Origin of the sequence: Acidovorax sp. (assembly GCF_016783915.1) — a bacterium.
Classification (GTDB): domain Bacteria; phylum Pseudomonadota; class Gammaproteobacteria; order Burkholderiales; family Burkholderiaceae_C; genus Acidovorax.
The window spans coordinates 1-17,268 of record NZ_JADHVT010000105.1 but is presented as its reverse complement, the minus strand read 5'-3'; the positions used below and the strand labels follow the sequence as shown (position 1 = coordinate 17,268).

At 67.1% G+C, this 17,268-nt stretch carries 17 protein-coding genes; 13 read left to right on the top strand and 4 right to left on the bottom strand.

What is annotated here, in order from left to right; all coding sequences use genetic code 11:
• Together ISS20_RS17275 and ISS20_RS17270 are read left to right on the top strand one after the other, a co-directional pair.
• Window positions 1–1,206 (top strand): sodium/proton-translocating pyrophosphatase (locus tag ISS20_RS17275; RefSeq protein ID WP_291438183.1); only part of this gene is annotated, 1,206 nt, incomplete at its 5' end.
• A 97-nt stretch (window positions 1,207–1,303) separates the two neighbouring features.
• Entirely contained in the window at window positions 1,304–3,673 is a 2,370-nt protein-coding gene (locus tag ISS20_RS17270; RefSeq protein ID WP_291438182.1) for a DUF1631 family protein, read from the top strand.
• A 155-nt stretch (window positions 3,674–3,828) separates the two neighbouring features.
• Here the strand turns inward: ISS20_RS17270 and ISS20_RS17265 are convergent, their stop codons facing one another.
• Genes ISS20_RS17265 through ISS20_RS17255 form a run of 3 tightly spaced genes read right to left on the bottom strand, consistent with a single transcriptional unit; the run spans window position 3,829 to window position 6,360 of the window.
• A complete protein-coding gene (locus tag ISS20_RS17265; RefSeq protein ID WP_291438181.1) occupies window positions 3,829–5,271 on the bottom strand; it encodes a sensor histidine kinase in 1,443 nt (480 codons plus the stop codon).
• Entirely contained in the window at window positions 5,268–5,951 is a 684-nt protein-coding gene (locus ISS20_RS17260; protein ID WP_291438180.1) for a response regulator transcription factor, read from the bottom strand. The genes ISS20_RS17265 and ISS20_RS17260 overlap by 4 nt, the downstream gene beginning before the upstream one ends.
• Before the next feature lie 22 nt (window positions 5,952–5,973).
• Complete coding sequence (locus tag ISS20_RS17255; RefSeq protein ID WP_291438179.1) at window positions 5,974–6,360, bottom strand: PepSY domain-containing protein; 387 nt, start codon at window positions 6,358–6,360, stop codon at window positions 5,974–5,976.
• A 115-nt stretch (window positions 6,361–6,475) separates the two neighbouring features.
• Here ISS20_RS17255 and ISS20_RS17250 point away from each other — a divergent pair, with 115 nt between their 5' ends.
• From ISS20_RS17250 to ISS20_RS17225, 6 genes are all read left to right on the top strand, one after another.
• A complete protein-coding gene (locus ISS20_RS17250; protein ID WP_291438178.1) occupies window positions 6,476–6,880 on the top strand; it encodes a DUF1924 domain-containing protein in 405 nt (134 codons plus the stop codon).
• A gap of 10 nt (window positions 6,881–6,890) precedes the next feature.
• A complete protein-coding gene (locus ISS20_RS17245; RefSeq protein WP_291438177.1) occupies window positions 6,891–7,415 on the top strand; it encodes a diheme cytochrome c in 525 nt (174 codons plus the stop codon).
• 157 nt (window positions 7,416–7,572) lie between these two features.
• On the top strand, window positions 7,573–8,340 hold the full coding sequence (locus ISS20_RS17240) for a cytochrome b/b6 domain-containing protein (protein ID WP_291438176.1): 768 nt from the start codon (window positions 7,573–7,575) through the stop codon (window positions 8,338–8,340).
• A gap of 32 nt (window positions 8,341–8,372) precedes the next feature.
• Window positions 8,373–8,537, top strand: a complete 165-nt coding sequence (locus tag ISS20_RS17235) for a rubredoxin (RefSeq protein WP_291438175.1) — start codon at window positions 8,373–8,375, stop codon at window positions 8,535–8,537.
• A gap of 113 nt (window positions 8,538–8,650) precedes the next feature.
• The gene (locus ISS20_RS17230) at window positions 8,651–11,182 is read left to right on the top strand and encodes a cation-translocating P-type ATPase (protein WP_291438174.1); all 2,532 of its coding nucleotides are present in this window, start codon (window positions 8,651–8,653) and stop codon (window positions 11,180–11,182) included.
• An 18-nt stretch (window positions 11,183–11,200) separates the two neighbouring features.
• On the top strand, window positions 11,201–11,587 hold the full coding sequence (locus tag ISS20_RS17225) for a VOC family protein (RefSeq protein ID WP_056067315.1): 387 nt from the start codon (window positions 11,201–11,203) through the stop codon (window positions 11,585–11,587).
• A 43-nt stretch (window positions 11,588–11,630) separates the two neighbouring features.
• Here ISS20_RS17225 and ISS20_RS17220 read toward each other — a convergent pair whose 3' ends face one another.
• Entirely contained in the window at window positions 11,631–12,245 is a 615-nt protein-coding gene (locus ISS20_RS17220) for a TetR/AcrR family transcriptional regulator (protein WP_291438173.1), read from the bottom strand.
• 142 nt (window positions 12,246–12,387) lie between these two features.
• Here ISS20_RS17220 and ISS20_RS17215 point away from each other — a divergent pair, with 142 nt between their 5' ends.
• The 5 genes from ISS20_RS17215 to ISS20_RS17195 form a co-directional block, all read left to right on the top strand.
• Window positions 12,388–13,209: a metal-dependent hydrolase gene (locus ISS20_RS17215; RefSeq protein WP_291438172.1), complete on the top strand. Its 822-nt coding sequence runs from the start codon at window positions 12,388–12,390 to the stop codon at window positions 13,207–13,209.
• Between the two features lie 18 nt (window positions 13,210–13,227).
• Window positions 13,228–14,661 (top strand): TolC family protein, encoded by a 1,434-nt coding sequence (locus ISS20_RS17210; protein WP_291438171.1) that lies wholly within the window; start codon window positions 13,228–13,230, stop codon window positions 14,659–14,661.
• A 5-nt stretch (window positions 14,662–14,666) separates the two neighbouring features.
• Entirely contained in the window at window positions 14,667–15,641 is a 975-nt protein-coding gene (locus tag ISS20_RS17205; RefSeq protein ID WP_291438170.1) for an efflux RND transporter periplasmic adaptor subunit, read from the top strand.
• Between the two features lie 69 nt (window positions 15,642–15,710).
• Complete coding sequence (locus tag ISS20_RS17200; protein ID WP_291438169.1) at window positions 15,711–16,883, top strand: ABC transporter permease; 1,173 nt, start codon at window positions 15,711–15,713, stop codon at window positions 16,881–16,883.
• 11 nt (window positions 16,884–16,894) lie between these two features.
• Window positions 16,895–17,268 (top strand): ABC transporter permease (locus ISS20_RS17195; protein WP_291438168.1); only part of this gene is annotated, 374 nt, incomplete at its 3' end.

Here is a 17,268-nt window from a genome sequence, read left to right as displayed (position 1 = left end):
GGCATGAAGAACGTGATGCCCGCGCTGTACAAAGGACTGGCGATTGCGGGCGTGCTGTCACTCATCGCCTTCTACTTCGTCACGCTGTGGATCATGCCGGACAACGCCGTCACGGCCACGGGCTCGCAGCTGCGGCTGTTCGGTGCCTGCGCCACCGGCCTGGTGCTGACGGCCGCACTGGTCTGGATCACCGAGTTCTACACCGGTACGCAATACGCGCCCGTGCAGCACATCGCCCAGGCGTCCACCACCGGCCACGGTACCAACATCATTGCGGGCCTGGGCGTATCGATGCGTTCCACGGCCTGGCCCGTGGTGTTTGTGTGCACCGCCATCATCGTGGCCTACGGCCTCGCCGGCCTGTACGGCATTGCGGTGGCGGCCACGTCCATGCTGAGCATGGCGGGCATCGTGGTGGCACTGGATGCGTATGGCCCCATCACCGACAACGCGGGCGGCATTGCCGAAATGGCCGAGCTGCCCAGCAGCGTGCGCGACATCACCGACCCGCTGGACGCTGTGGGCAACACCACCAAGGCCGTGACCAAGGGCTATGCCATCGGCTCGGCAGGCCTGGCTGCACTGGTGCTGTTTGCCGATTACACCCACAAGCTGGAGAGCTACGGCAAGGCCATCAGCTTCGACCTGTCGGACCCGCTGGTCATCGTCGGCCTGTTCATCGGTGGGCTGATCCCCTACCTGTTCGGCGCCATGGCCATGGAGGCCGTGGGCCGCGCGGCCGGCGCGGTGGTGGTGGAGGTGCGCCGCCAGTTCCGCGACATCCCAGGCATCATGGAAGGCACGGCCAAGCCCGAATACGGCAAGGCCGTGGACATGCTGACCACCGCCGCCATCAAGGAGATGGTGATCCCCAGCCTGCTGCCCGTGGTGGTGCCCATCGTGGTGGGCCTGGCCCTGGGGCCCAAGGCGCTGGGCGGTTTGCTGATGGGCACCATCGTCACCGGCCTCTTCGTGGCCATCAGCATGTGCACCGGCGGCGGTGCCTGGGACAACGCCAAGAAGTACATCGAAGACGGCCACCACGGCGGCAAGGGCAGCGAGGCGCACAAGGCCGCGGTAACCGGCGACACCGTGGGCGACCCCTACAAGGACACGGCCGGCCCGGCCATCAACCCGCTGATCAAGATCATCAACATCGTGGCGCTGCTCATCGTGCCCCTGGTGGTCAAGTTCCACGGCGGGTGAACCCGCCCCACCATCGTCAAAAAGGGGCCTCTGGCCCCTTTTTGACGCGTAACATCGCATCCAATACAGCTGCCACTGGTACCGCGCTCCACTGAAGATGTCCTTGACACACACCACCCTGCCCGCCGCGAACCCGACCGACAGCTCCGCTGCGCCCCAGCAGCGCATCGTCCAGATCGCGCTGGCCCAGGCCCGGCCTGTGGTGGAGCGCGTCATCGAGGCCACGCGCGTGTCCCTGCAGGCGCGCCTGGACAGTGCCCGCACCCCCGGCGAGCACAATGCGATGCAGGAGGCACGGCAGCAACTGGTGCGGCTGGCATCGGTGATGGCAGAGCGCTATCCCGACGCACTGCGCAAGGCGCTGGACCAGGACACCGCACAGGGCGAAGACAAGCCCACACGGTCCCTGTTCACCGTGCACTTTGACGACCTTGAGCTGATGGACGAGGCGCAGATCAACGACAGCGTGGAGCGCGCCCGTGCACGGCAGGTACTGATCTCTGCGGTGGAGGGGCCGCTGGCTGACCTGGACGCGCTGGTGTGCGCGGCCCAGGGGCTGTCCCGAGTGCAGCCTGAGCACAACCCGCTGCGCCCCGACGTCTTCTTGCAGGCTCTGCAATCCGTGGTGTCGCAGATGCAGGTCACGCCCCAGGTGCGCCACGACTGGGTGGGGTTGATGGCCCAGGCATTGGGCACCGAACTGCGCAGCCTGTACCTGGCGCAAATCGACCAGCTCAAGCAAAGTGGTGTGAAGCCTGTGGGCTATGCCATGCGGCAGGCCACGGGTGAAGTCGTCTATGTGGCGCCGGCCGACGCCGGGGCGTCCCCCGGTTTTGCAGCCGACAACGACTTGTACGTGTCGTCCACCAGCGCGGGCGACCCGTTGCTGACGCTGGACCGCCTGCGCCGCCTGCTGCTGGGCGAGTTCAATGACGCAGCCACCCCTACGGACATGAACGCCAGCGGCGACAACCCCCAGGAATCTTTCGCAGCCCGGTTTGACCGGGAGTTTGAACATCCGTCACAAGGTTTGCCGCAGATCGACCCACCGGCCACGGATTTCGCGATGACGGTGCCCGCGGCGTTTGAGGCGCTGCAAGAGATGAACCAGGTCGGCCAGATGATGGAGCGCCTGGGTACACCGCGTGCGCCCGCAGGCAGCGGCACAGACGGCACCCCTGCAGCCGCGCAGCGGCAGCAGGTGCAGGGCCTGGGCCAGACCTTGAGCATGGAGGTGGTGGCGCTGATGGTGGACAACATCGCGCGCGACACCCGGCTGCTGTGGCCGGTGCAGCAGTTCATCCGCGCGCTGGAGCCTGCGCTGATGCAGCTGGCACTGGCCGATCCCCGCTTTTTCAGCCATAAGGAGCATGCCGCGCGCCGCCTGCTACAGGACATCACCGACCGCAGCCAGGCCTTCAACAGCCCCGAAGCCCCTGGTTTTCAGAGCTTCATGCGGTCACTCATGCACATTGCCGGGCCGCTGGCCACCGCCACCATCGACAGCGCCGATGACTTTGAGCAAGTCCTGCAGCAGCTGCACGCCAAATGGGACGAGAAGGACCAGGCTCTCAAGCAGGAGCGTTTGCGTGCCATAGAGGCCCTGCAGCATGCAGAGCAGCGCCACCTGCTGGCTGCGCAGATATCGCGCGAGATTTGGCTGCTGCCCGACATCGGCAAGGTGCCAGACGCCATATCGCGCTTTTTGCTGGGCGCTTGGGCCCAGGTCATGGCCGAGGCGCGCCTGTCGGACAAGTCGGGGACGACCGACCCGGGCCGCTACCAGGAACTGGTGGACGCCCTGATCTGGAGCGTGCAGCCCGAGCTGACGCGCGCCAACACGGGCCAGCTGGCCCGCCTGCTGCCCAAGCTGCTGGCCAAACTGCGCGAAGGCCTGGCGTCCATCGACTATCCCGCCGACCGCACGGAGGCTGTTTTTGAGCTGCTGATGCAACTGCACCAGCAGGCCTTCAAACCCGGGCCCAGGGTGGCTGCGCCAGCCCCTGCAGCCGCAGCGACTTTTGCGCCCCGCGCTGCGGAGCCGCAACAACCAGCCCCCCTTGAAGAGGACGACCCCTGGGTTGCGCCCTCCGAAGCGAGGGAGTCCGGCTATATCGATATCTCGCAATCGCCCGAGAGCGAAGACACAGGCACGGCCCCCGAGGCTGCCCCCAGCAGCGCTGCGCCCCTGCCGCCGCCCGCCTCCACCATCACGGTGGGCACCTGGGTCAATCTGCAGGTGGCGGGCCAGTGGGAGCGCACACAGCTGTCCTGGATCGGCTCGCACGGCAACCTGTTCCTGTTTACCAGCGCCGCTGGTCGTACTCAGTCAATGACCCTGCGGCTGCTGGACCGGCTGCTGCAGCAAGGTGCCTTGCAGGTGCTGGCCGAGCACACCGTAGTGGACAACGCCCTGGATGCAGTGGCTCAGGTAGCGATGCACAACAGCGTGGAAAGCAGGCGCTGACGGCACACAGCCTGCACAACAGGAGTAGTCAAACACCGCTGACGGTGATAACCTGTTTCCATCACTCCAAGGCTTTGCAGGATTCAGGGGAATTTGTCAGGGCCTTAGCCCGCTTTGGCGGGCTTTTTTACGGGTGTCGCGCGAGCCACAGTGGCTCAACCAGAACTTGCGGCAGGCAGTGTGAGCGACGCGCGCAAACCGCCAAGGCCCGCAGGCTCCAGATCCAGCCGCCCCCCATACAACGCCGCCAGGTCCTGCACGATGGCCAGGCCCAGGCCCGTGCCGGGCACTGTTTCGTCTAGGCGCACGCCGCGTTCCAGCGCTTGCGCACGTTGCGCGGCATCAATACCGGGGCCGTCGTCCTCTACAGTGACCACCAGCTGGCGCTGCGTGGCATCCACTTCGGGGGACAGCTCCTGCGCCTGCAGCCGTACCGCAGACCGGGCCCATTTGCAGGCGTTGTCCAGCAGGTTGCCCAGCATTTCCTGCAGGTCCTGCGCCTCACCCGCAAAAAACAGCGGTACCTGCGGCGGCGCGATGCTGATGTCCAGCACCCGGTCCGCATGCACCTTGTTCATCACGCGCACCAGGCCTTCCAGCGCCGGCTGCAGCGCAGTGCGCTGCCCAGGCAAGTGCGCAGAAGCGGCCACCCGCGACCGCGCCAGGTGCCAGTCGATGTGCCTGCGCGCCACCAAAACCTGCTCGCGCACCAGCGCCGCCAGCTCCTGGCCATCGGTGGGCGGCCGCGCGCGGGCCGCGTTCTCCAGCACCGCAAGGGGTGTCTTGAGCGCATGCGCCAGGTTGCCCGCCTGGGTGCGTGCGCGCTCCACCACTTCGCCGTGGCGGCGCAGCACGGCGTTGAAGTCGTCGACCAGCGGCTGCACTTCAGCAGGGAAGCTGCCTTGCAATTGCGAAGCCCGCGCTTCTTGCACATCTTGCACCGCACGCTGCAGCGCCTCCAGGGGCTTGAGCCCCACCGCCACCTGCGCCCAGGCAGCGGCGGCCAGCAGCACCAACAGCACCGCGAGCGACAGCGCCAGCACCCCCGTGAACCGCGCAGTGGCCGCCTGCGTGGCCTGCAGGTCGGCGGCCACAATCAGGCGCCAGCGCGCCGCATTCACGCCCTCGGCCCGCACCGTGCGCTCCAGCACCAGCAAAGGCGCACCCTGCGGGCCCACCACCTCGTGCACATGCACGGCGCCATCGGCCAACGCATCCACCTGTAGCGCCAGGCTGGTGTCCCACAACGAGCGCGAGCGCAGCACACCGGCCCGCCCCCGCCCGTCAGGCGCCATGGCGTCCACCTGCCAATACAGGCCCGAGTAAGGCTTGAGCCAGCGCGGGTCAGACAACGCCTCGGCAGCGATCACCGGCTGCCCCTGGGCATCGAACTCCAGCCGCGCGGTGATCTGGTCCAGCTGCAGCTGCAGCGCTGCTTGAAACTGCTGCTGCACATGCTCGCGAAACAACCCGCTCAACACCAGCCCGGCCAGCACCATGGCCACAGCCACCCCTGCCAGCGTCAAGGCCAGCAGCCGCAGTCGCAAGGACCGGGACCAGTGCAAGGGCGCGGCAGGCGGCAGGCCTTGCCGGTTCATGGCGGCACCAGGCGGTAGCCCATGCCACGCACGGTTTCGATGCGGGCTGAAGCCGACGAGGAGGGTGCGAGGGACGACAGCTTCTTGCGCAGACGCCCCACAAACACCTCAATGGTGTTGGAGTCGCGGTCAAAGTCCTGCGCATAGATGTGTTCGGTCAGCTCGGCGCGAGACACCAGCACGCCGGGCCGGTGCATGAGGTAGTCAAGCACCTTGTACTCATGCGCCGTGAGCGCCACCGGCTGGCCCGCACAGGTGACGCGGCCACTGCGGGTGTCCAGCGACCAGTCGCCACACTGCAGCACGGCCGACGCTTGCCCGCTGGCGCGGCGGATCAATGCGCGAAGTCGCGCCAGCAGTTCTTCGAGGTGAAAAGGCTTGGTCAGGTAATCGTCGGCACCGGCATCGATGCCAGCGACCTTTTCGTGCCAGTTGTCGCGCGCGGTGAGGATCAGCACCGGCATGTTGCGCCCCTCGGCCCGCCAGCGCTTGAGCACCGTGAGCCCGTCCACCACCGGCAGGCCCAGGTCCAGCACCACGGCATCCACCGCCTCTGTCTCGCCCAGAAACTGCGCGTCGCGCCCGTTGTCGGCCTCGTCCACGGTGTAACCCGCGCCCTGCAGCGCGGTGCGCAACTGGGCGCGCAACAGCGTGTCGTCTTCTACCAGCAGGATGCGCATGGGGGGCTTGATCGGAAGGGTGTCAGCGATTGTCTTGGCGTCGTTGCAGATCTTCGCGCGATTCGCGTGGCTGTACGCGCAGCACCTCGGCCGTGCGCGCATCGAGCTTGACCTTGGTCAACTGCCCTGCAGGCGTCAGCAGCTTGATCTCGTAAATCCAGCGATCGCGCTCCGGCTCCAGCTCCACTTCGAGCACCTGGCCCGGTACCTCGCGCATCAGACGCTCCAGCACCGTGGGCAGTGGCAACACCTGGCCCGCCTGCACCGCCTGCCGCGCGCGGTCGTGGTCGTCCTTGCCGCTGGCCCCGGCGGGCGGCACGGCCAGCGCTGCAGCGCACAGCACACAGGCAGCCAGGCGCCAGCGCTGGGCATGGAGGCCCGCAGCAACAGGGAGGAAGGAGAAAAACATGAGCGCATTGTCCCGCGCGATATCTGAACAGCCGATGAACAACCCTTTCACGCGCCGTTCAGGTGGGGATTTCAACAATGACTGCACAAGCGATGAAACCCACAAGGACCACAGCATGACTTCCCTTCGCACCCTGACTCTGGCGGCGCTCTGTGCACTTGCAGCCACCAGTATCAGCCACGCTGCTGACACCACCGCCGCCCAACAGCTCGCCCACTGGAGCGCTCAGGCCGGGAGCCCAGGCAACGCCGACAAAGGCAAGGTGTTCTTCACCACGCGCCATGGCGGCGAATGGTCTTGCGCATCCTGCCACGGCACGCCGCCCACCGCGCAGGGCAAACATGCCAGCACCGGCAAGTCGATCGCGCCCCTGGCTCCGGCCTTCAACCCCAAGGCCTTCACCGACACCGCCAAGGTGGACAAGTGGTTCCGCCGCAACTGTAACGACGTGCTGAGCCGCGAATGCACGGCCGTCGAGAAGGCGGATGTGCTGGCTTACCTCAACGCGCTCAAGCCCTGAGACCCACACCATGAAAAAACCTGCCCCCCTCCGCCCAGCAGCCCTGGCCGCCGCTGTGTGCGTGCTGACCCTGCTGTCGCTCTCCAGCGCCCATGCAGACGGCGGGCGCGCCATGCCCCGCAACGTGCCCAGCGCCTACACCCAGGAGTGCGCCGCTTGCCACACCGCCTACCCGCCCGGCCTGCTGCCCGCAGCATCGTGGAACCGCGTAATGACGGGCCTGGACAAGCACTACGGCACCGACGCTTCGCTGGACGCGGCCACCGTGCGCCAGCTCAACCAGTGGCTGCAGGCCCACGCAGGCACCTACAAGCGCGTGAACGAGGAGCCCCCTGAGGACCGCATTACCCGCTCGGCCTGGTTTGAACGCAAGCACCGAAAGATCGAACCCGCCACCTGGAAGCTCGCCAGCGTGAAAAGCGCTGCCAACTGCGCGGCCTGCCACACAGGCGCAGACCAGGGACAGTTTGACGAACACAACCTGCGCATGCCGGCGGGGCTCGATGTCCGCTCTCGCCGCGCCTGGAACGACTGAGAGCGGTGAACAGAACTCTTCTGGCGTCGTTGCTGTGTCTTGTCGTACTAACCGTACTGCCTGCGACACAGCGCCTAGCCAGAACCGCTTCGCTGAGCCCTGTTCGCCGCTCTCGATCTGCATTGAATCTGATCTGTATCCGGTCAAGGAACACACGATGAACAACACACCTACCCTCCATCCCGCCGATGCTTCGGCGCAACCCGCCCCTGCCAAGGCCCCCAGCCGCCGGGTGACCGATGCGCCCACGCGCATGTTCCACTGGCTGTTTGCACTGTGCTTCGTGGGCGCCTACGCCACGGCCGATAGCGAGCACTGGCGGCTGCTGCATGTCACGCTGGGCTACACCATGGCGGGGCTGCTGGGCTTTCGCTTGCTGTACGGCATCTTCGGGCCGCGCACCTCGGGCCTGGGCCTGCTGTGGCGCAAGCTGGCGGGGACACCCGCATGGCTGCGCGCCCTGCCCCAGGCCCCGTCGGTGATGCAGATCAACTGGCGCCAGGGCCAGAACCTGCTGATGGCGCTGACCATCGTTTTGCTGCTGGCGCTGATGGTGCCTCTCACGCTCAGCGGCTATGCCACGTACAACGACTGGGGCGCTGCGCTGGGTGGCAACTGGATGGGCGAAGCGATGGAAGAAGTGCATGAGTTCTTCGGCAACGCCCTGCTGTTTGTGGTGTTGGCCCACATTGCGCTGATTTCAGGCCTGAGCGTGCTACGCCGCAAGAACCAGGCCCTGCCCATGCTCACCGGCCGCGTAGAGGGCAAAGGGCCTGACCTGGTCCCGAAGAATCGCACCTGGCTCGCCGCCCTGCTGCTGATCGCAGCCCTGGCATTTGGTGCCTGGCAGTGGCAACAGTCGCCCAGCGGCTGGGTTTCCAGCAGCACATCGAGCGAACGCCAACGGCACCACGATGACGATTGAGACATAGCCACCGACAAGAAAGGAAACACCCCATGAAAATCTACATGTGTGCCGTTTGCGGCTGGATCTACGACGAGGCTGCTGGCCTGCCCGACCACGGGATCGCACCCGGCACCCTCTGGGACAATGTGCCCGCCGACTGGCGCTGCCCCGAATGCAATGTCGGCAAGGCAGACTTTGTGATGTGCGAAGTGTGATGAAGGCAGATGGAGTGCGGCGCACTGCGCTCCGTCAGGGATGCAGACACCAGCGCGCGGTATAACCGTTACACCGTTGCGACCCTAATTGCAACGCAAGCCTCACGTCCCACATGCCCACTACCGACTCCCCCACCGGCCTCGACCCAGCCCTGGCCGACCAACGCCTGCGTGAAGAAGGCCCCAACGAACTGGGCATCAGCCAGCGCCGCACGCTGCGCGACATGGCCTGGGACGTGGTCACAGAGCCCATGTTCCTGCTCCTGCTGGGTGCAGGTGCCATTTACCTCGCCATGGGCGACGCGCACGAGGCAATGATCCTGCTGGGCTTCGTGGTCATCATCATGGCGATCACGGTGCTGCAGGAGCGCCGCACCGACAATGCGCTGAACACCCTGCGCGACCTCTCCAGCCCCCGGGCCCTGGCGTTGCGCGGCGGCACCATGGTGCACATTGCCGGCCGCGACGTGGTGCGCGAAGACCTGCTGATGATTGCCGAGGGAGACCGCATCCCGGCCGACGGAACGCTGCTGCAGGCCCATGAGCTGGCCGCCAACGAGTCGATGCTGACCGGCGAGTCGGAGCCTGTGGCCAAACAACCTGCCGACAAGGTGTTTGCGGGCACGCTGGTGGTCAGCGGCCAGGGCCTGCTGAAGGTGACCGCCGTGGGCCGCCACACCGAGCTGGGCCGCATCGGCCAGTCGCTCGACACCATTGCCCTGCAGGCCTCACCGCTGCGCGAAGAGATGGCACGGCTCACGCGTAAGCTGGTGGTCATTGGCCTGTCGCTGTGCGCGCTGCTGGTGGCCCTGTTCTGGGCGCTGCGCGGCGACTGGCTGCAGGCCGTGCTGGCAGGCATCACGCTGGCCATGGGGGTGCTACCGCAAGAACTGCCCGTGATCATGATCATCTTCCTGGCCCTGGCCGCGCGGCGGCTGGCGGCGCAGCAGGTGCTCACGCGGCGGCTCAACGCCATCGAGACACTGGGCCAGACCACCGTGCTGTGCGTGGACAAGACCGGCACCCTCACCCAAAACCGCATGGCAGTGGCGGCGCTGTGCATTGCGGGCCAGGAGCTGGATGTGCAACACCTGCCAGCCGCTGCGGATGGCAGCGCGCTGCCCGATGCCTTCCACGAACTGCTCGAATACGCCGTGCTGGCCAGCGAGATAGAACCCCACGACCCCATGGAGCAGGCCTTTCACCGCATGGCGGCCGACCACCTGGTGGACACCGAGCACCTGCACCCCGCATGGTCGCTGGCGCGCGAATACGAGCTGTCGCCCCAGCTACTGGCCATGAGCCACCTGTGGCGCGACGGCACCTCGGCGCACGACACCGTGGCCACCAAGGGTGCGCCCGAAGCCGTGGCCGACCTGTGCCACCTGCCCGACGCAGAACGCGCCGCTGTCAGCGCCCAGGCCGCGCGCCTGGCCGACCGGGGCCTGCGGGTGCTGGGCGTGGCCAAGGCACGGCACCACACACAAGACACCTGGCCCGACGCCCAGCACGACTTTGACTTGGAGTGGCTGGGCCTGGTGGCCCTGGCCGACCCACTGCGCCCCGAGGTGCCCCAGGCCGTTGCACAGTGCCGCCAGGCGGGCATTCGCGTGGTGATGATCACAGGCGACCACCCGCGCACCGCGCGCGCCATTGCAGCCCAGGCGGGCATCGCCAACGACCGCGTGATCACCGGCGACGAGCTGACCCACATGCCACCGCAGGTACTGGCCGACCAGGTCCGGCAGGTCAGCGTGTTTGCGCGCATCAAGCCACACCAGAAGCTGGCGCTGGTGGAAGCTCTCAAGGCCCAGGGCGACGTGGTGGCCATGACCGGTGACGGCGTGAACGACGCCCCCGCCCTCAAGGCCGCTCACATCGGTATCGCCATGGGACAGCGCGGCACCGACGTGGCGCGCGAGGCTGCAGCCCTGGTGTTGCTGCACGACGATTTCGCAGCCATCGTGTTGGCGATTCACCGGGGGCGGCAGACCTTTGCCAACCTGCGCCAGGCCATGGTCTACACGCTGGCGGTGCACGTGCCCATCATTGGGCTGGCGCTGCTGCCGGTGCTGTTCGGGCTGCCGCTGGTGCTGGCGCCGCTGCACATCGCGTTTCTGGAGCTGGTCATCGACCCGGCCTGCTCCATCGTGTTCGAGGCCGAAGAAGGTGCTGCCGACCTCATGCAGCAGCCGCCGCGCGCGGCCGACGAACCCCTGCTGTCCGCCCGCCACATCCTGCTGAGCGTTCTGCAGGGCAGCGTGGTGACCGCTGCCGTGGTGGGCCTGTATGCCTGGCTGCTGAGCCAGCCCGCACATGCCGCCACCGCCAGCACGGCCGCGTTTGTGGTGCTGGTGGCAGCCAACGCCGCGCTCATCCTGCCCAGCCGCAGCAGCCAGACGGTGTGGCGCAGCCTGTGGAAGGGACTCACCCCGGTCAGCCTGTGGGTGGCGGGCGGCACGCTGGCCGCGCTGACGGCCATCACCACCGTGCCGTGGCTGGCCAACGCCTTCAGGTTTGTGCCGCTATCGCCCCTGCACTGGTTCATGGCCGTGCTGGCCGGGCTGCTGCTCACGGTAGTGTTTACGGCCAACAAGCGGTGGCTGCAGCCCGCCACACTGGCGCGCCATACTTCTCTCGCCTAATCCCCCCCGCCCTACACCATGCCCATCGTTCTCGAATCCATCGACCACGTCGTGCTCACCGTCGCCAGCATCGACAAAACCATTGCGTTTTATGAGCGTGTGCTGGGCATGACCGCGCGGGAGTTCAAGCCCCAGCGGTACGCGCTGCACTTCGGCGCGCAAAAGATCAACCTGCACGAAGTGGGCACGGTGGTGGACCCCAACGTGCGCCATGCCACTGCGGGCTCGGGCGACCTGTGCTTTCTCACCCAGATGCCACTCGACGACGTCATCGCCCACCTGCAGGCCGAAGGCGTCCCCATCGTGCAAGGCCCGGTGGGCGCAACGGGCGCCCGCCACCGGCTGCGCTCGGTCTACATCTACGACCCGGACGACAACCTGATCGAGATTGCCAACGAGGTGTGAGGCGCTGGCTGCACCTATCGCGGTACGGTCTCCCACACAACGATCAGAACTCGGCCGAGATCGCCGCCCGCAACAAAGTTGCCGCGGGCTCCACCAGCTCTTGCAGCTGCCCGGCCCGGTCCTGCTCGATGGAGTGCAGCACCATCTCGTTGATCCCCCCCACCACGGCCATGGCCATCATCGGCTGCAGGGGCGTCTTACGTTTGCGCTCACCAGGGCGGTTGTTCACCACGTCCAGCATCAGGTCGGCCAGTTGCTGGTTGGCGCGGCGGCGCGCGGCCAGACCCGTGGGGCCCAGGCCCAGGATGTCGATAAACAAGGTGCGCAGCAGCACAGGGTTGCGTGCCAGCACTCCAAAGTAAGCAGCCATGGCCTGCTCCACCTGGGCCTCCCAAGCGCTGTGCGGATCGATGGCAGTGCGCAGCACCGCAATCGCGTTGCCGCTGGCCGCCTCATACAGTGCGGTCAGGCAGTCGGCCTTATCGGCAAAGTTTTCATAGAAGGTGCGGCGCGACACACTGGCTTCGCGCACGATGTCGGCAATGGTGGTGTCTGCGTAGCCCTTGGAGGCCACGGCGCGCGCCATGCCTTCCAGCAGGCGGGCGCGATGTTCGGTGCCCGCGGTGGGCGCAACGGCTGAAGCGGTGACTTCACTCATGGAGGCAGATCGTGAGACAGAAAAATCGACGAGGTACTTGACAGTACCACAGTGGCGCTGCATCATACAAATCCATCGGTACTGCAAAGTACCAAACCTATGCACCCACGGTGCGGCATCACCCCGCACCAGGAGCCTTCCCATGACCGAACTCGTTGTCCGCCGGCTGCTGATCGACTTGGAGACCCCCTTTGCGCGCCATTGGTGTGGTGGCGACGCGTTTCGCTCGGCACTTTTCAATGCGCTGTCGATGAGCTTTCCGGTGGGCGAGCAGTTCTTCATCGATGCGGTGCGTGACGGCCACAAGGCCCTGCCCCCAGAGAAGCACGCGCAGTTTGCCGATGAGGTACGCGGCTTCATCGGGCAGGAGGCCACCCATCGCCGCATCCACGCGCTGTTCAATGGTCACCTCGACCAACAGGGCCTGGTCAACGCATGGGCCCCGCGCGCGCAAGAGCGCATGAAGCTTTTTGCCAACGCTGACCCACGCCACCCATTGGCCGTGACAGCCGCCAACGAGCACTTCACCGCCCTGCTGGCCGAATGGCTGCTGGCCCACCCCCAGGTGCTGCAGGGTGCCGAGCTTCGCCTGGCCACGATGTGGCAATGGCACTGTGCCGAAGAGTCCGAGCACAAGAACACGGCCTTCGACCTTTACCAGGCCTTGGGCGGCAACCACGAGTGGCGCATCACCTGGTTCCGCCGCATCACGGTGGTGTTCCTCGGCGATGTGCTGCGCCAGACGGTGCTGAACCTGCGCCGCGATGGCTCGCTGTGGAAATGGAGCACGTGGACCAGCGCGGCACGCACGTTGTTCGGCAAGGGCGGCCTAGTGCGCGAGACCTGGCGCCCCTGGCGCGAGTACCTGCGCCCCGACTTTCACCCCAGCCAGCACGGCACCGACTTGTCGGCACGCTGGCTGGCAGAGCACAGCAACGCCTACACCCCGGTGGGTGCGCGCTGACAACCACGACCTGACACCATGACCCATCCCACCACGCCCCGGCACACAGGCCGGGCAGGCGCGGCTTTGCTCTGCCTGTTTGCATCTACCCCCCTGGCCCTGCTGCCCCTGCAGGCCCACGCCGCCCCTTTGGCGTTTGACGCAGCGCTGCAGCAGCTGCACCAGCGCTCCGACCAGCTGGCCGCATCGCGCAGCGCCGTCGAAAGCGCCCAGTTGCGCCGCGACGCCATGCAGCGCCTGGGCGGCCCGGTGGTCAACCTGAGCGGCGCCGCCTATACCTATAACGCCAACCTGGACGTGGACCTGAACCCGCTGAACCGCGCCCTGCCCGGCGTGCTGTCGCAGCTGCCACCCCAGCTGGCGGGCTCGCTGGCCCAGTTGCCGCATCTGCCGTCCAGCTACACGCTCAACCGCAGCAAGAGCGACACCACAGCCTCGGTCTCTGCCATCTGGCCGATCTACATGGGGGGCGCCAGCAATGCGGCACGGGGCCTGCTGGATGCCCAGGCGCAAGAAACCCAGGCCGACGCCGCCAAAACCGGCCATGAGGCCACCACCCTGCTGGTGCAGCGCTACTTTGGCGCCCAGCTGGCGCAGCGCGCTGCCCTGCTGCGCGAATCGGCCCTGGCCACTATCGAGCAGCACGACGCCGCCGCACAGAAGATGCTGGACGCTGGTGTGATTGCACGCGTCGAACGCCTGCAGGCCCGCTCCGCGCTGGAAGAGGCCCGCCGCAACGCGCGCAAGGCCCGCGACGATGCCGAGCTGGCCGCCACGGCGCTGACGCGCACCCTCAAGGCGACCGACCCCGTCACACCCACCAGCCCCCTGTTTGTGCTGAGCCAGCCGGTCGAGCCCCTGCCCCACTTCATCGACACCGCCTTGGCCCACCACCCCGGACTGGACAAGGTGGCCGCCAAGAAAGAGCAAGCCACGCAACTGCATGCCGCACAGGAGGCACTGCGCAAGCCCCAGGTGTTTGCGTTTGGCCAGCGCCAGCTCAAGACCGGCCGCGATGCCGACTGGGTGGCCGGCGTGGGCGTGCGCTGGACGCTGTGGGACTCCATCGACCGCAACGCACTGGCCGAGTCATCCAACAGCCAGATCGAGCAGGCTGAGCGCACCGGCGCGCAGGCGCAGAACGACATTGCACTGCTGGTGGAAAAACGCTGGCTGGCCCTGGAGCAGGCACGCCGCGCCTACTTTGCGCTGCAGCCGGGGCTGGAGCTGGCCGACGAAGTGCTGCGCCTGCGCATCTCGGGACTGAAGGCGGGCACCAGCACCACGCTGGATCTGATCGACGCGCAGACAAACCAGGCCAAGGCCCAGACCGAACGCGCCCAGGCCGCCCACGACTACGTGAAGGCGCTGGCCGATCTGCTGGAGGCCTGCGGCCTGTCGGAAGACTTTGGCAAATACATGGCGCGCGCTGATGCGCTGAAAGTGGAGTGAAGAGCATGAGCAAGAAAACAGCAGCCGTTGGCGCAGCAGCCTTCGTGGCCGTAGCAGGCTTTGTGGGCTTTGGCCTGTGGAAAGCCTCACAGCCTGCACCCGAAGTCTTTCAGGGCCAGATCGAAGCGCAAGAGGCCGACATTGCCCCCAAGGTCACCGCGCGCATCGCGCAGATCCTGGTGAAGGAAGGCGACCAGATCACCGTGGGCGCACCGCTGATCCGCATGGACAGCCCCGAGGTCACCGCAAAGCTGGCCCAGGCAACAGCGGCGCAAGAGGCGGCCCAGGCCGTGGCCGACAAGGCCCAGCACGGCGCGCGCCCGCAAGAGATTGAAATGGCCCGCCTTAACTGGCAGCGCGCCGTGGCCGCTGCCGACCTGGCCGAATCGTCCTTCAAACGCGTGGACGGCCTGGCCCGCGAGGGCCTGGTGGCTGCGCAAAAGCGCGACGAGGCAGAGGCCAACTTCAAGGCCTCGCGCGACCAGGCGCTGGCCGCCAAGGCGCAGTACGACCTGGCACGCGCCGGTGCCCGCACCGAAGACCGATCCGCCGCCAGCGCCCAGGCGCGCCAGGTGGCCGGCGTGGTGGCCGAGGTGCAGGCAGCCCAGGCCGAGACGGAACTCAAAAGCCCCGTGGCAGGCGAAGTGGCCAAGGTGCTGGCCCGCACGGGCGAGCTGTCGCCCCAGGGTGTGGCCGTGGTCACGGTGGTGGACCTGAAAGACCAGTGGGTGGTGCTGAACGTGCGCGAAGACCGCCTGCAACGCTTTGCCATCGGCAACGAGTTCGACGCCACGCTGCCAGCGCTGGGCAACAAGGTGGTCAAGTTCAAGGTCTATCACACGGCTGCACTGCCCGACTTTGCCACCTGGCGCGCCACGCGCGCAGGCCAGGGCTTTGACGCGCGTACGTTCGAAGTGCGCGCGCGCCCGGCAGCCCCTATCGAAGGCGCACGCCCTGGCATGACGGTGCTGGTGCAGTGACATGCGCCTGATGCACAGCGATTTGAGTCAAAAGTGCCGGTAGCGCCAGTGCAATATGCGCAAACAGCTATGAATTCGATAGCAAACAGCCTTCGCCGCGAAGCCCGCCGCCTGGCGGCCGACCCGTGGGACCTGGCCATGGTCACCTGGGTGCCGCTGCTGGGCGTGGCACTGCTGTGGTGGATCTTCTCGGCCGGCCTGCCGCGCCACTTGGCCGTGGGCGTGGTCGATGACGATCACTCCAGCCTGTCGCGCCAGCTGGTGCGCATGTTGGATGCCACGCCGGGCGTGCAGATCACCCAGCACTTCACCAACACGACCGAGGCTGAGCACGCGCTGCGCGCGGTGGACGTGTATGCGGTGGTCACCATCCCCCGCGACTTTGCGCGCACCGTGAAGGAAGGCCGTGCCGCACAGGTCACGCTGCTGCACAACGCGCAGATGTCCACCCACTCGGGCCTGCTGCAGCGCGATGTGCGCGCTGCCGTGGGCACCTTGTCGGCTGGTATCGAGATGGCCGCGCGCAACAAGCGCGGCGAAAGCGCCCAGGCCGTGCATGTGAGCATGGAACCTATCCACACGCAGATAGTGGCGCTGTTCAATGTGTCGAGCAACTACGAGCAGTTTCTGGGCGCGGCGCTGATCCCTGCCCTGTTGCACATCCTGGCCATGACGGCCGGCGCCTGGGCGGTGGGCCGCGAGCTGCGCGACCGCACGCTGGGAGAGTGGCTGGGCACGGGGGGCTGGGCGCGCACTGCAGGCGCGCTGGCCGGCAAGCTGGCCTTGCCCTGGGTATCACTCACGCTGGTGGGCCTGCTGGCGCTGGTGGGCATCACCTGGGGGCGCGGCTGGCACCCGCCGGGCAACCTGTGGTGGGTGGCGGCGGCGCTGGCGCTGCTGATGGCTGTATCGGTGATGGCGGGAGCCGCGCTGGCGGGCATCACGCGGTCACAGCGCACGGCGCTATCGGGCGCGGGCTTTTTCGCGGCACCGGCGTTTGCGTTCAGCGGCGTGGCGTTTCCGCTGGCGGGCATGCCCGCCAGTGCCCGCGCCTGGGCCGAGGCCATGCCGTTCACCCACTACATCCGCCTGCAGATCGAGCAGCTGCAAATGGGTGCGCCACTGGCCCCCAGCGTCTGGACCATGGTGGCGCTGATCATCGCCACCGCCGTGCTGTGGTTGGCGGGTGCCGCTGCACTAACCCTGAGCCACCGGCGCCCCGACACGTGGGGAGGCCGCTGATGAACACACCGATGAAACCCATGCCGGCGGTGTCACCGCCACACCAGGGCCTGCTGCAGGCCTGGCTGCAAGCGCTGGCCACTGTGGTGCGCGACAAGGGCGTGCTGCTGCTTTTGGTAGGAGCGCCCGTGCTCTACGGCTTTTTCTACCCCTGGTTCTATGCCGACGAGGTACTCACCCGCGTGCCCGTGGCCGGGGTGGACAGGGACCACACCAGCCTGTCGCGCCAGATCACCCGCTTTGCCGACGCTGATCCCCGCATAGAAGTGCGTTTTGTCGCCGCCAGCGAACGCGAGGCGCAAGAGGCCCTGTGGCGCGGAGAGATCGAAGGCTACGCGGTGATCCCTGCCGGGCTCAAGCGCAGCGTGGTGCGCGGCGAGAACGC

Coding starts and splice junctions, on each gene's coding strand:
- ISS20_RS17255 (WP_291438179.1), bottom strand. CDS start 6,360: ATGTTTTTCTCCTTCCTCCCTGTTGCTGCGGGCCTCCATGCCCAGCGC.
- ISS20_RS17220 (WP_291438173.1), bottom strand. CDS start 12,245: ATGAGTGAAGTCACCGCTTCAGCCGTTGCGCCCACCGCGGGCACCGAA.
- ISS20_RS17260 (WP_291438180.1), bottom strand. CDS start 5,951: ATGCGCATCCTGCTGGTAGAAGACGACACGCTGTTGCGCGCCCAGTTG.
- ISS20_RS17245 (WP_291438177.1), top strand. CDS start 6,891: ATGAAAAAACCTGCCCCCCTCCGCCCAGCAGCCCTGGCCGCCGCTGTG.
- ISS20_RS17215 (WP_291438172.1), top strand. CDS start 12,388: ATGACCGAACTCGTTGTCCGCCGGCTGCTGATCGACTTGGAGACCCCC.
- ISS20_RS17200 (WP_291438169.1), top strand. CDS start 15,711: ATGAATTCGATAGCAAACAGCCTTCGCCGCGAAGCCCGCCGCCTGGCG.
- ISS20_RS17225 (WP_056067315.1), top strand. CDS start 11,201: ATGCCCATCGTTCTCGAATCCATCGACCACGTCGTGCTCACCGTCGCC.
- ISS20_RS17210 (WP_291438171.1), top strand. CDS start 13,228: ATGACCCATCCCACCACGCCCCGGCACACAGGCCGGGCAGGCGCGGCT.
- ISS20_RS17205 (WP_291438170.1), top strand. CDS start 14,667: ATGAGCAAGAAAACAGCAGCCGTTGGCGCAGCAGCCTTCGTGGCCGTA.
- ISS20_RS17235 (WP_291438175.1), top strand. CDS start 8,373: ATGAAAATCTACATGTGTGCCGTTTGCGGCTGGATCTACGACGAGGCT.
- ISS20_RS17230 (WP_291438174.1), top strand. CDS start 8,651: ATGCCCACTACCGACTCCCCCACCGGCCTCGACCCAGCCCTGGCCGAC.
- ISS20_RS17250 (WP_291438178.1), top strand. CDS start 6,476: ATGACTTCCCTTCGCACCCTGACTCTGGCGGCGCTCTGTGCACTTGCA.
- ISS20_RS17240 (WP_291438176.1), top strand. CDS start 7,573: ATGAACAACACACCTACCCTCCATCCCGCCGATGCTTCGGCGCAACCC.
- ISS20_RS17270 (WP_291438182.1), top strand. CDS start 1,304: ATGTCCTTGACACACACCACCCTGCCCGCCGCGAACCCGACCGACAGC.
- ISS20_RS17265 (WP_291438181.1), bottom strand. CDS start 5,271: ATGAACCGGCAAGGCCTGCCGCCTGCCGCGCCCTTGCACTGGTCCCGG.